At 67.1% G+C, this 12,683-nt stretch carries 9 protein-coding genes; 6 read left to right on the forward strand and 3 right to left on the reverse strand.

Going from position 1 to position 12,683, the window contains the following annotated elements:
* Nucleotides 1–71 precede the first annotated feature (71 nt).
* The 6 genes from AC5QAH_RS08270 (at nt 72) to AC5QAH_RS08295 (ending at nt 8,077) form a co-directional block, all read left to right on the forward strand.
* Nucleotides 72–1,019, forward strand: a complete 948-nt coding sequence (locus AC5QAH_RS08270) for a bifunctional riboflavin kinase/FAD synthetase (protein WP_495232254.1) — start codon at nt 72–74, stop codon at nt 1,017–1,019.
* Entirely contained in the window at nt 1,016–3,847 is a 2,832-nt protein-coding gene (gene ileS, locus AC5QAH_RS08275; RefSeq protein ID WP_495232255.1) for an isoleucine--tRNA ligase, read from the forward strand. The genes AC5QAH_RS08270 and ileS overlap by 4 nt, the downstream gene beginning before the upstream one ends.
* Nucleotides 3,847–4,371 (forward strand): signal peptidase II, encoded by a 525-nt coding sequence (gene lspA, locus AC5QAH_RS08280; protein WP_188488382.1) that lies wholly within the window; start codon nt 3,847–3,849, stop codon nt 4,369–4,371. The genes ileS and lspA overlap by 1 nt, the downstream gene beginning before the upstream one ends.
* A gap of 27 nt (nt 4,372–4,398) precedes the next feature.
* A complete protein-coding gene (gene ispH, locus AC5QAH_RS08285) occupies nt 4,399–5,349 on the forward strand; it encodes a 4-hydroxy-3-methylbut-2-enyl diphosphate reductase (protein WP_010483308.1) in 951 nt (316 codons plus the stop codon).
* Nucleotides 5,350–5,531: 182 nt separating this feature from the next.
* Nucleotides 5,532–7,415: a M61 family metallopeptidase gene (locus tag AC5QAH_RS08290; RefSeq protein WP_143994794.1), complete on the forward strand. Its 1,884-nt coding sequence runs from the start codon at nt 5,532–5,534 to the stop codon at nt 7,413–7,415.
* Entirely contained in the window at nt 7,412–8,077 is a 666-nt protein-coding gene (locus tag AC5QAH_RS08295) for a lysoplasmalogenase (protein WP_313312153.1), read from the forward strand. Before AC5QAH_RS08290 ends, AC5QAH_RS08295 begins: the two co-directional genes overlap by 4 nt.
* A gap of 82 nt (nt 8,078–8,159) precedes the next feature.
* On the opposite strand, the gene AC5QAH_RS08300 is transcribed toward AC5QAH_RS08295, so the two are convergent.
* Genes AC5QAH_RS08300 through AC5QAH_RS08310 form a run of 3 tightly spaced genes read right to left on the reverse strand, consistent with a single transcriptional unit; the run spans nt 8,160 to nt 12,677 of the window.
* On the reverse strand, nt 8,160–8,879 hold the full coding sequence (locus tag AC5QAH_RS08300; protein WP_049455613.1) for a hypothetical protein: 720 nt from the start codon (nt 8,877–8,879) through the stop codon (nt 8,160–8,162).
* Nucleotides 8,876–9,832: a hypothetical protein gene (locus AC5QAH_RS08305; protein WP_010483300.1), complete on the reverse strand. Its 957-nt coding sequence runs from the start codon at nt 9,830–9,832 to the stop codon at nt 8,876–8,878. The genes AC5QAH_RS08300 and AC5QAH_RS08305 overlap by 4 nt, the downstream gene beginning before the upstream one ends.
* A 46-nt stretch (nt 9,833–9,878) precedes the next feature.
* On the reverse strand, nt 9,879–12,677 hold the full coding sequence (locus AC5QAH_RS08310; protein WP_495232256.1) for a TonB-dependent receptor plug domain-containing protein: 2,799 nt from the start codon (nt 12,675–12,677) through the stop codon (nt 9,879–9,881).
* Between the last annotated feature and the right edge of the window lie 6 nt (nt 12,678–12,683).

The raw sequence follows: 12,683 nt of genomic DNA on the forward strand, positions 1-12,683 counted from the left end.
CGCTTGTGGCGGCTATACTTCAGGGTTACACCATTGAAGCGGCGGCCCCGGTCGGGCCGGAACGAGAGTTGATGAGCAGGCTGTTCAGAAGCGTCGAGGGCGGGGAGCTGTTCCCGAACGGAAGCGTGGTCTGTATCGGTGCATTCGACGGCCTCCACCTGGGTCATCGTGCGCTGGTCCGCCACGCGGTTGCCCGCGCGCGCGCCTTGGGCGTGGCCGCGGTGGCCGTGGCGTTCGAGCCGCTGCCGCGTGAATTCTTCGCCCAGGGCACGCCGCCGCCGCGGCTGACCCTGGCCCGCAGCAAGGTCGAGATCCTGCGCGAGCTCGGTGTCGATGCGATCGGCCTGCTGCGTTTCGACGCGGCAATGGCGGCGATGCCGGCCGAGACCTTCGTGCACCAGCTGCTGGTCAATCGCCTGAGTGCGCGTGAGGTCTGGATCGGGCCGGAGTTCTGCTTCGGCAACCGCCGTCGCGGCGACCTGGCCCTGCTGCAGGAGATGGGTGCCGAACTGGGCTTCAGCGCCGGCGAGATCGAAGCGGTCGACCTGCATGGCGAGCGCATTTCCAGTACCCGCATCCGCCAGCTGCTGCAGGAGGGCGACTTCGCCCGTGCCGGCGACCTGCTCGGCCGTCCGTACGCGATCAGCGGGCGGGTGGTGCGCGGGCGCCAGCTCGGCCGTACGCTGGGCTTCCCCACCGCCAACCTGCGGTTCCCGAAGACCCCGGCGCTGTCGGGCATCTACGCGACCTGGGTGCACGGCGTGTTCGACCAGCCGTGGCCGTCGGTGTCCAGCTTCGGCACGCGGCCGACGGTGGAGGGCGTGGAGCCGCTGCTGGAAGCCCACCTGTTCGATTTCCAGGGCGACCTGTACGGGCGCCACATCGAAGTGGAATTCGTCGCCAAGCTGCGCGACGAAGAGAAATTCAATGATCTGGCGGCGCTGACCGACCAGATGCACCGCGACGCCGAACAGGCGCGCGCCATCCTTTCCGAACATAGATTGCGAGCCACTGCGTGAGCCAGGACTACAAGACCACCCTGAACCTGCCAGCCACCGAATTCCCGATGCGCGGCGACCTGCCCAAGCGCGAGCCGGGCATTCTGGCGCAGTGGGAAGCGCAGGGGCTCTACCAGCAGCTGCGCGACAACGCCGCCGGCCGCCCGCTGTTCGTGCTGCACGATGGCCCGCCATACGCCAACGGCCGCATCCACCTGGGCCACGCGGTCAACAAGATCCTGAAGGACATCATCGTCAAGTCGCGCTACCTGGCCGGCTTCGATGCGCCCTACGTGCCGGGCTGGGACTGCCATGGCCTGCCGATCGAGATCGCGGTTGAAAAGAAGTGGGGCAAGGTCGGCACCAAGCTCGACGCGGTTGAATTCCGCCAGAAGTGCCGTGAGTTCGCCGAAGAGCAGATCAACATCCAGCGCGTGGACTTCAAGCGCCTGGGCGTGACCGGTGACTGGGACAACCCGTACAAGACCCTGAGCTTCGATTTCGAGGCCAACGAGATCCGTGCGCTGGCCAAGGTCGTGGCCAACGGCCATCTGGTGCGTGGCGCCAAGCCGGTGTACTGGTGCTTCGACTGTGGCTCGGCGCTGGCCGAGGCCGAGATCGAATACCAGGAAAAGGAGTCGCCGGCGATCGACGTGGCCTACGCCGCGCGTGATGCGCAGGCCATCGGCCAGGCGTTCGGCGTGAGCGTGCCGGCCGACGTCGAAGTGGCCGTGCCGATCTGGACCACCACGCCGTGGACGCTGCCGGCCTCGCTGGCGGTGTCGCTGGGCGCGGAAATCAACTACGTCCTGGCCGAAGGCCCGGCGCACAACGGCAAGCGCCGTTGGCTGGTGCTGGCCGCCGCGCTGGCCGAGCGCGCACTGCAGCGCTATGGCGTGGACGAAGTGGTGCTGCACGGTGAAACCACCGGTGCGGCGCTGGAAAACCAGCTGCTGGCGCACCCGTTCTACCCGGAGCGCGAGATCCTGGTGCTCAACGGCGACCATGTGTCCGACGAGGACGGTACCGGTGCGGTGCACACCGCTCCCGGCCACGGCCAGGAAGACTTCGTGGTCAGCCAGAAGTACGGCCTGCTGGACAAGTACAACGCCGGCCAGGTGACCCCGATCGACGGCCGTGGCGTGTACCTGGAATCGACCCCGCCGGCCGGTGACGTGGTGCTGGCTGGCCAGCACCTGTGGAAGGCGCAGGAGGCCATCGTCGGCGTGCTGCGCGACAACGGTTCGCTGCTGGCCTTCCATCCGATCCGCCACAGCTACCCGCACTGCTGGCGCCACAAGACGCCGGTGGTGTTCCGCGCCACCCCGCAGTGGTTCATCTCGATGGACAAGGCCAACCTGCGCAACGATGCGCTGGCCGCCATCGACACCGTCGGCTGGTTCCCGACCTGGGGCAAGGCGCGCATCCAGAGCATGGTCGACGGCCGTCCGGACTGGACCATCTCGCGCCAGCGCACCTGGGGCGTGCCGATCGCCCTGTTCACCCACCGCCAGACCGGCGAGATCCACCCGCGTTCGGTGGAGCTGATGCAGCAGGTCGCCGACCGCGTCGAAGCCGAGGGCATCGACGTGTGGTATTCGCTGGATGCCGCCGAACTGCTGGGTGCCGAAGCGGCCGACTACGAGAAGGTCACCGACATCCTCGACGTCTGGTTCGACTCGGGCGTGACCCATGAAGGCGTGCTTGCCGCGCGTGGCTTCGGCAAGCCGGCCGACCTGTACCTGGAAGGTTCCGACCAGCACCGCGGCTGGTTCCAGTCCTCGCTGCTGACCGGCGTGGCGATCGACAAGCGCGCCCCGTACAAGCAGTGCCTGACCCACGGCTTCACCGTGGACGAGCACGGCCGCAAGATGTCCAAGTCGCTGGGCAACGGCATCGAGCCGCAGGACATCATGAACAAGCTGGGCGCGGACATCCTGCGCCTGTGGATCGCCTCGGCCGACTACAGCAACGAGATGTCGCTGTCGCAGGAGATCCTCAAGCGCAATGCCGACGCCTACCGCCGCCTGCGCAACACCGCACGCTTCCTGCTGGGCAACCTGGACGGTTTCGATCCGGCCCAGCACCTGCAGCCGCTGGACCAGATGGTCGCGCTGGACCGCTGGATCGTGCATCGCGCGTGGGAGCTGCAGGAGAAGATCAAGGCAGCCTACGACGGCTACAACATGGCCGAGATCGTGCAGCTGCTGCTGAACTTCTGCAGCGTGGACCTGGGCTCGCTGTACCTGGACGTGACCAAGGACCGCCTGTACACGATGCCGACCGATTCGCACGGTCGCCGTTCGGCACAGAGCGCGATGTACCACATCGCCGAAGCATTCACCCGCTGGGTCGCGCCGATCCTGACCTTCACCGCCGACGAGCTGTGGGGCTACCTGCCGGGCGAACGCGCCGGGCACGTGCTGTTCACCACCTGGTACGACGGCCTGGCGCCGCTGCCGGCCGATGCCCAGCTCAACGCCGCCGATTTCGACCAGTTGCTGGCCGTGCGCGAGCAGGTGGCCAAGGTGCTCGAGCCGATGCGTGCCAACGGCGCCATCGGTGCCGCGCTGGAAGCGGAGATCACCATCGCCGCCAGCGAAGAGCAGGCCGCGCGCTGGCAGCCGCTGGCCGATGAACTGCGCTTCCTGTTCATCAGCGGCGACGTGCAGGTGCGCCCGGCGACCACCGACGAGGTGTTCGTCAGCGCCCAGCCGACCACCAAGGCCAAGTGCGTGCGCTGCTGGCACCACCGCGCCGATGTCGGCAGCAACGCCGACCACCCCGAACTGTGCGGCCGCTGCGTGAGCAACATCACCGGCGCCGGCGAAGTGCGGAGCTGGTTCTGATGGCCGCGCCCCGTCCGCACCCGAACGCCCTGGTCTGGCTGCTGCTGTCGGCCGCCATCATCGGCCTGGACCAGTGGTCCAAGGCCTGGGTGCTGTCGAGCCTGCCGGAGTTCCAGCCGGTGGTGGTCATCGATGGCTTCTGGAACTGGTACCGCACCTACAACACCGGTGCAGCGTTCAGTTTCCTGAGCGACGCCGGTGGCTGGCAGAAGCACTTCTTCACCGTGCTGGCGATCGCCATCAGCGGCCTGATGGCCTGGTGGCTGCGCGGCACCGCCCGTGGCAACTGGAAGGCCGCGGTGCCGTATGCACTGATCATCGGCGGCGCCATCGGCAACGTGATCGACCGCCAGGTGCACGGTCACGTGGTTGATTTCATCCAGTGGTACGTGGGCAGCTACACCTGGCCCTCGTTCAACATCGCCGATTCGGCCATCGTGGCGGGTGCCATCGGCATCGCCCTGTTTGGCCTGTTCGACGGCAAGTCCGCCAAAAAGGCGGATAATGCCAATCCGAAACCGTAAGCCGGCCGCTGCCGGGAGATTGAACTGATGGATGTGCTGCTCGCCAACCCGCGTGGTTTCTGTGCCGGTGTCGATCGTGCGATCGAGATCGTCAAGCGCGCGATCGAAACGCTGGGCGCGCCCATCTACGTCCGCCATGAAGTGGTGCACAACCGCTTCGTGGTCGACGACCTGAAGCAGCGCGGCGCGATCTTCGTCGAAGAACTCGATGAAGTGCCGGACAACAACACAGTCATTTTCAGCGCCCATGGCGTGTCCCAGGCCGTGCGCCAGGAAGCCGATCGTCGTGGCCTGAAGGTGTTCGACGCCACCTGCCCGCTGGTGACCAAGGTGCACTTCGAGGTCGCCCGCCACTGCCGTGCCGGCCGTGACGTGGTGCTGATCGGCCACGCCGGTCACCCGGAAGTGGAAGGCACCATGGGCCAGTGGAACCGCGAAGCCGGCACCGGCCAGATCTACCTGGTGGAGGACGTGGAGCAGGTTGCCACGCTGCACATCAACCAGCCGGAAAACTTCGCCTACACCACCCAGACCACGCTGTCGGTGGATGATACGCGCGGCATCATCGATGCCCTGCGCGAGCGTTTCCCGGCCATGCAGGGCCCGAAGAACGACGACATCTGCTACGCCACGCAGAACCGCCAGGACGCCGTGCGCGACCTGGCCAAGCGCTGCGACCTGGTGCTGGTGGTCGGTTCGCCGAACAGCTCCAACTCCAACCGTCTGAGCGAGCTGGCCCGCCGTGAGGGCGTGGAGTCGTACCTGATCGACGGCGCGCACGAGATCGATCCGGCGTGGGTGGCAGGCAAGCAGCACATCGGCGTGACCGCAGGTGCCTCGGCGCCGCAGGTGCTGGTCGACGGCGTGCTCGCGCGCCTGGCCGAGCTGGGCGCCAGCGGCGTGGGCGAACTGGACGGCGAACCGGAATCGATGGTGTTCGCGCTGCCGAAGGAACTGCGGTTGCGGTTGGTCGACTGACCGCGGAAGCGCCTCATCCACGCATGGCGTGGATCTACTGAAACTGCTCTGGCGGGTGCGAACCTGGGTTCGCACGCTTTTTCGCATGCAAGGATGGGCGGCCTGCCCATGACCTTTGGCCATGGGGCGGGGCACCTTACAGGCCTAGCATCGGAAGATTCTCCGTTGTTGGAAGTTGCCCGATGAAGACCCGAGCCTTGGCGATGTCGTTGCTGTTCGCGCTGGCGGCCACGCCTGCACTGGCGCAGACCTCGCCACCGGCGAACGCGGCGGCTGCCGGCCTGCTGCGCATCGAGGTCGACGCGCGCGATCTGGCCCGTCGCATCTTCAAGGTGACCGCCACCGTACCGGCCAAGCCCGGCCCGATGACCCTGCTGTACCCGCAGTGGATTCCCGGCAACCATTCGCCCACCGGCCCGATCGACAAGCTGGCCGGCCTGCGCGTGACCGCCAACGGCAGGCCGCTGGCCTGGCAGCGCGACCAGTACAACGTCTATGCCTTCAAGGTGAACGTACCGGAGGGCGTCAGCGAGATCGTCGCCCACTTCGATTTCCTGTCTTCGCAGGGTGGCAGCCAGGGGCGGGTAGTGATGACCCCGGAGATGCTCAACCTGCAGTGGAATGCCAATTCGCTGTATCCGGCCGGCATCGATGCACGGCAGCTGCAGGCGCAGGCCAGCGTGACCCTGCCCAAGGGCTGGTCGTTCGCCACTGCGCTGGAAACCGCGCGCCGCGACGGCGACACCGTGGTGTTCAAGCCGATCTCCTACGACCACCTGGTCGATTCGCCGTTGTTCGCCGGTGAGCACTACCAGCGCATCGATCTCGACCCGGGTGCGAAGGTGCCGGTGCACCTCAATGTGTTTGCCGACGACGCCAAGTCGCTGAAGCCGAGCGAGGCGCAGATCACGATGCACCGCGCGCTGGTGCAGCAGGCCGACAAGCTCTACGGTGCGCGCCACTACAACCACTATGAGTTCCTGCTGGCATTGACCGACCGCCTCGGTGGCATCGGCCTGGAGCACCACCGTTCCAGCGAGAACAGTGCCGATCCGGGCTACTTCACCGAGTGGGACAGCAACGCGTGGATGCGTGACCTGCTGCCGCACGAGTACACCCATTCCTGGAACGGCAAGTACCGTCGCGGCGCCGACCTGGCCACCGCCAACTTCAACGTGCCCATGGGCGACAGCCTGCTGTGGGTGTACGAAGGGCAGACCCAGTTCTGGGGGCAGGTGCTGGCAGCACGCTCGGGGTTGTGGTCGGCTGCGCAGGCGCGCGACATGCTGGCCAATGTGGCCGCGACCTATGACCGTGGCCGCCCGGGCCTGGCCTGGCGTCCGCTGCAGGACACCACCAATGACCCGACCATCGCCCAGCGTCGCACGCTGCCGTATCGCAACTACCAGATGAGCGAGGACTACTACTCCGGCGGCCAGATGCTGTGGCTGGAAGTGGAGGGCAAGCTGCGCGAACTGAGCGGCAACCGCCGCAGCCTGGACGACTTCGCGCGCGCCTTTTTCGGCGTCGGCAATGGCGACTGGGACGTCAATCCGTACACCTTCAATGACGTGGTCGCGACCTTGAACGGCATCGCGCCGTACGACTGGGCCACGTTCCTGCGCGGGCGCCTGGACGGCCACGGTTCGTTGACTGGCGGCCTGGAGCTGGCGGGTTGGAAGCTGGTCTACCGCGATACCCCGAACGATGCCTACAAGGCGCAGGAGAAGCGTGCGAAGGCGGCGCTGCTGGCGTACTCGCTGGGTGCGACCGTGCTCGACAACGGCACGGTCGGTGATGTGATCTGGGACAGCCCGGCCTTCAACGCCGGTCTTGCACCTGGCATGAAGGTGATCGCGGTGGGCGGGCGCGAGTACAGCAGCCAGCGCTTGAAGGACGCGGTGGCTGCGGCAGCGAAGGACAAGGCGCCGATCATGTTGCTGGTGAAGCAGTTCGACCGCATTGAAACCATGAGCATCGCTTACCACGGTGGCCTGCAGTACCCGGTGCTGGAGCGCATCACCGGCAAGCCCGACCGCCTTGCAGATCTGTGGAAGGCGCGATGAAGTCGCGCGCCCGCGATGGCGTGGTCCTGTTGATGGCGATCCTCGCCATCGTCGGCGCGTTCCTGCACGGCGATGGGCGATGGCTGCACTGGCTGGCCAAGCCCGCGACCACGCTGCTGATCGCGGCCATCGCCTGGCGTGTGCATGATCCGGCGCAGCCGTTCTACCGCCGTGCGGTGCTGGCCGGCATGCTGCTTTCGTGCGTGGGCGACATCGCGCTGATGCTGCCGATGGATGCGTTCGTGCCGGGACTGGTCGCGTTCCTGCTGGCGCATGTCTGCTACATCGTCGCCTTCCGCGATGGCCTGCGTGCCGGGCGTGGGCTGCTCGGCGCCGCTGTGCTGCTGGGTGCATTTGCCGTGCTCAACGTGATGGGCCTGTGGCCGCACCTGCCGGTGCCGATGCGTGTGCCGGTGCTGGCCTACGTGGTGGTGCTGGCGTCGATGGCGGTGCTGGCCCTGGCACGGCAGTGGCGCAGCCCGCAGCCCGGTGCCGTGGACGCCCGAAGCGCCCGCTGGGCCGCGGCAGGTGCATTGCTGTTCGTGGCCAGCGATTCCCTGCTGGCCTGGGACCGCTTCGCCGGTGGCCTGCCGTTGGCCAGCCTGCTGGTGTTGTCCACCTACTACGGCGCGCAGTACGCCATCGCCCGCTCGGTGAAATAGAAAAAGGGGACGGAGGGGATTAAGTCGCAAACCGCACCAAGGCAAATACGACTTAATCCCCTCCGTCCCCTTTTTGTGTGGCCTATCGGCGGTGCACGCCGCGCAGAGTGCCCTGCGCATCGAACTGCAGGCGCACGGATTCGCGGTCACCGGCCACTTCGTCCGGCAGCCACACCAGCTTGCCGCCCTTGCGCACGATCACATACACGTGGCCGACTTCGGATGCGGGGTTCTGCAGGGCATTGCGTTGTTCCTGCAATGCCTGCGCCACGCGCGGCACGGCCTCGAAATCGATGCTGGCCAGGGATGTGCTGCTGCGCTGCAGGCTGATGGTCGGCGCGAATTGCTGCGGGTTCACCGGATTGCCCTTGCGCCACTGGCCACGTTCAAAGTGATAGCTGTCGACGTGGCCAGGCTGTTGCGGATCGACCAGATCCAGGTTGATGCGGCCATCGTCGTAGAAGTGGATGCTGTGGAAGACCGTCAGCCGCTGGCCGGCCAGTGCCGGCAGCTGCTCCAGTGCCTGACGGGCAGCCAGCAGGTAGTCCGCATCGAACAGGCGATTGTTGCGCTCGGGCGCCGCAGCGGTACTCGCCGCGGGGAAGGGCGCCGGGGACGGCACAAGCGATACGGGTTGTTCGCGCTGTGACTGAGACGGGACGGAGGGGGGCAGCCGGTCCGGCTGTACCGAATGCCCCAGCGTTTCGCTGATGGTCTGCACTGCGCCGCCGGCAATGGCCGCGCCCGCCAGAACCAGCAGCAGTACCAGGAACACCGTGCGGGTGGAGGGAGGCTGTTTCATATTCCCTCCAGCCGCACGTTGCTGCGGTCATCCGGGTCGTACAGCAGCGTCACGTGCTCGCGCGGGATGTTGGCCAGTTCAATCAGCGGGATGAAGCGGCGCACGCGGGCCTGCTGCACGCTGCCTTCGCGGTCGATGTATTCCAGCTGGAACTCCACCTGTGGTTGTTCGTTGAGGTAGGTGCCGGTCTGACGGACCTTCAATACCCGGGCCTCCACGCCGATGCCGCGATACTTCAGCGCATCACCGCGGGCATCGGCGTGCAGCAGGCGGCCGAGCAGGCGCAGCCCCAGCGCATAGCCACACAGCACCAGCGGGCATACCAGCAGCGGGTGACCGAACGACAGGAAGGTCCAGCCCAGCCCCTCGTTCTGCAGCCGGTAGGCCAACACATAGGCAGCGGCAACGGCTGCGATGCCGAGTGCTGCACCGATGCCACGCCGCCACAGGCTGGCGACATTCAGTTCGGGCTGCGCACCGTCCAGCACGATGTTGGGGAATGCCCCGGGCGTCCGGCCCAGGCGCGCATCGATGTGCCTGCCCACCTCGAAGCGATGCAGCTGGGGTTTGCTGTCGACCACCAGCATCTGTTCGCGGATCGGCGTACCTGACAGGTTCTTGAAGGACAACTGCAGTTTCCACTGCGCGAAGCCGCGCACCTGCACGCCAGTCTGTTCGGCCTGTTCGATCAGCGCACTGCGCGGTTCACCGTCGGCCAGGATCGACTGCACCCGGTGCAGTGCGCGCGGTGGCCCCAGCAACAGGTAGTGCAGGAAGGCGAACAGCAGCGTCAGCCACAAGGCCAGCGACAGTGCGAGCAGCAACAGTGCCGGCCACGGCGCGCTGCGGTCGACCAACGCCACCGGCCACGAAGTGCCGAAATAGAGAATGCAGGGAAAAGGCAACGCGAAGAACAGCAGGAACGCGCCCCAGAACCAGAGATAGGCTTTCATGGGGGAAGGGGACCGCGGTGGAACAGGGCGCGTAGATTACTACGCTTCAGCGGAACTGCAGGGTAAGCAGGTAGTAGCGGCCGAGCGGATCGTCCAGGCCCGGCATCTGTCCGCCATTGCCGACCAGATAGTTCACCGGTTGCGCATCGAGTACGTTGTGCACATCCAGCGCTGCAACGAGGCGCGGCCCCAGCCGACGTGCGAGGTGCAGGTTCCAGCGCAGCTGGCGTGGATTCATGCACTGGTTCCGATCGACCTGATCCTGCGGGCACTCGGCCCCGGGCAGCCAGGCACGGGTGCGCCCGACCTGGTTGCCGCGCAGGGCGATGTCCCAGTTGCTGTTCTGCCATTGCACGTTCAACACCGCAGCCAGCTCGGGTGTCACGTGGCCGCGCAGGTCCACGGCGGCCTCGTGGTCACGGCGGCGGCGCAGCTCCTGCTGTTTCAGCGCATCGAGCGACAACAACCACTGGCCGTTGCTGCCGCTGTCGATGCGGTACTCGCCACGCAGCACCCAGTTGCGGGAGGTGGTGCGGCCGATGTTGTCGAACGACAGGCGCAGGCTGCTCAGGTGGCCGTCTTCATCCAGTTCCCAGGTACTACGATTCCACACCGCATCGCTGGGCTGCAGGGCGAGGATCTCGTTGCGCAGTTCCACGATGTTGTGGGTCAGCGACAGCGAGAACGTGTCGTTGGGTGTCCACGTGGCTGCCAGCGAATGGCTGCGCGATCGCTCGGCCTTCAGTGCATCGTTCTCTACGACGTTGGCCGTGACGCTGCAGCCGCCACCGCGGGTGGCGATTGCACATTCCGGAAGGGCATTGGACACCGGAAGCGTGATCGAGCCGAAGTAGCCGGGAGGCCGCCGTTGCTCGAACAGGCTCGGTGCACGGTAACCGCGCCCGCTGGCCAGCAGGAACGACCAGTGCGGCGTCGGGCTCCAGCGCAGCCCGGCACGAGGCGAGAACGCCATGAAGCCGCCGTCGCGGTCCCAGCGTGCAGCCAGGTCCGCGCGCAGCGTGGGTGCCAGCGGCAGGCCCAGCTCGGTATAGACGCCACTGCTTTGTCGCGACAGGCGGCGTTGCTGCTGCGGCAGGCCCAGCGCAAGGTCGCCCTGGCTCAGCAGCACATCCGGACGCGAGACCCAGCGTTCATGGCGCAGGTCGATGCCGGTGGCCAGCTGCGCATTGCCCCCGGGCATTGCCATCAGTTCACGCTGCACACCCCACCAGCCCTGCCATTGTGCGGTGCTGCCGCGGTTGCGGATGGACGGAAACAGCGTGTCCGCCTCGGCCGCCGGCGGCGCGTCGAAACCGGGGGTGAACCTGCGCGCCTGCGTTGCTTCAAGCAGGCGCGTCGTGCGCACGGTGCCGGCAGTGGACAAGGTGACTTCGCTGCGCTGCGCGCTGATGCCCACCTCCCAGCTGCGCCGGCCGTGGTCACGGCCGATGCCGACGGTGACGTCCGCATCGGTGGCGCGGACGCTGGGGCGCACGTTGCCGGCCTCGCGCAGCACACTGTTGAAGGTGATTCCGCGCGAGACTACGGCAACGGCAGTCGGGCCCAGGTCGAAGCGCTGACGGTTGTGACTGGCCCGTGCCTCGACAAAGGCATAGCGTCCCTCGCCACGTTCATGCCGGTAGTGCAGGTAGGCCGACGCGGTATCCGAGGCGGGCTGCAGCGAACGCGGGCGCGCGCTGTCAAACCAGCAGCCATCCTCGCGCCGCTTCAGGGGCGGCTCGCAGCGTCGGGCGGGCACGTACCAGTTGCCGAAGATCGCGCCGATCGGATACAGCGAGGTTTCCGCATGCCAGTCACGCTGGTCACCGGCGACATGCTCGACACGGTGCAGATCCAGGCCGGCAAACCAGCGGTCCCCATTGCCACGCGCGCCGCCCGTGGCGGCCTGCAGGCGGTACTGGCCCGCATCGCCGCGGCTGCTGAGTCCGGTCTGCAGCATGGCTTCGGGCCCATCGGCCTGGTCGCGCAGGATGATGTTGACCACGCCGGACATGGCATCGGCCCCATAGATGGCCGAGGCACCGCCGCGTACCAGTTCGATGCGGTCGACGAAGCTCAGCGGAATGCCGCCGAGGTCGGTGAGCCCGCCCTGTTCCAGCGACACCATGGGATAACGCGGCAGGCGCCGGCCGTTGACCAGGAACAGCGTCGCCCGCGGGCCCATGCCGTCCAGGCTGGTGGTGGCCGCTGCACCCACCGGCAGGTACTGCGAATCGCCGCCGCGCGAGGTACTCATGGCGGGATGGCCGTTCATGCCGGGCAGGTGCCGCAGCAGGTCGAACAGATTGCCGTAGCCACTGCGCAGGATGTCGTCGCGATCGATGGTGGTGACCGGCAGTGTGGTCTGCACCGAAGAGCGCGGCAGCCGGCTGCCGGTGACGTGGATGGGTGCCAGTTCCACCTGGTGTGGCGTGTCGGCGGACCTGGGAGCCGGGTGCGGCAGGCGCGGGGCTGCGACCGCTTTCGGTGGCGTGGCAGGTGGCTCGGGATGGACACGTCGCACGACAAAGGCACCCGAGGACGTGCGCAGGATGTTCACCGGCAGGCCGGCGACCAGCAGCTTCAGGGAGGCCCCCGTATCGCGTTGGCCACGTGTGCCAGTGGTGCGCAGATCATCCAGTTCACGTGCGTCGAACAGCAGGGCGGTGCCACTCTGCCGGGCCCATTGCTGCAGTGCCGGCACCAGTGGGCCCGCACCCACGTCGATCTCCAGCGTGCCGGCGGGCTCGCCGGCATCGGCCATCGGTAGTGCGGCAACATCCAGTGCAAGGCATAGCAGGGCGCGGAGCAGCCCCCACTGCAGCGCACCCGGACCTGCCTTCACTGCCGG

Source organism: Stenotrophomonas sp. YJH_SMC_43, assembly GCF_059372535.1.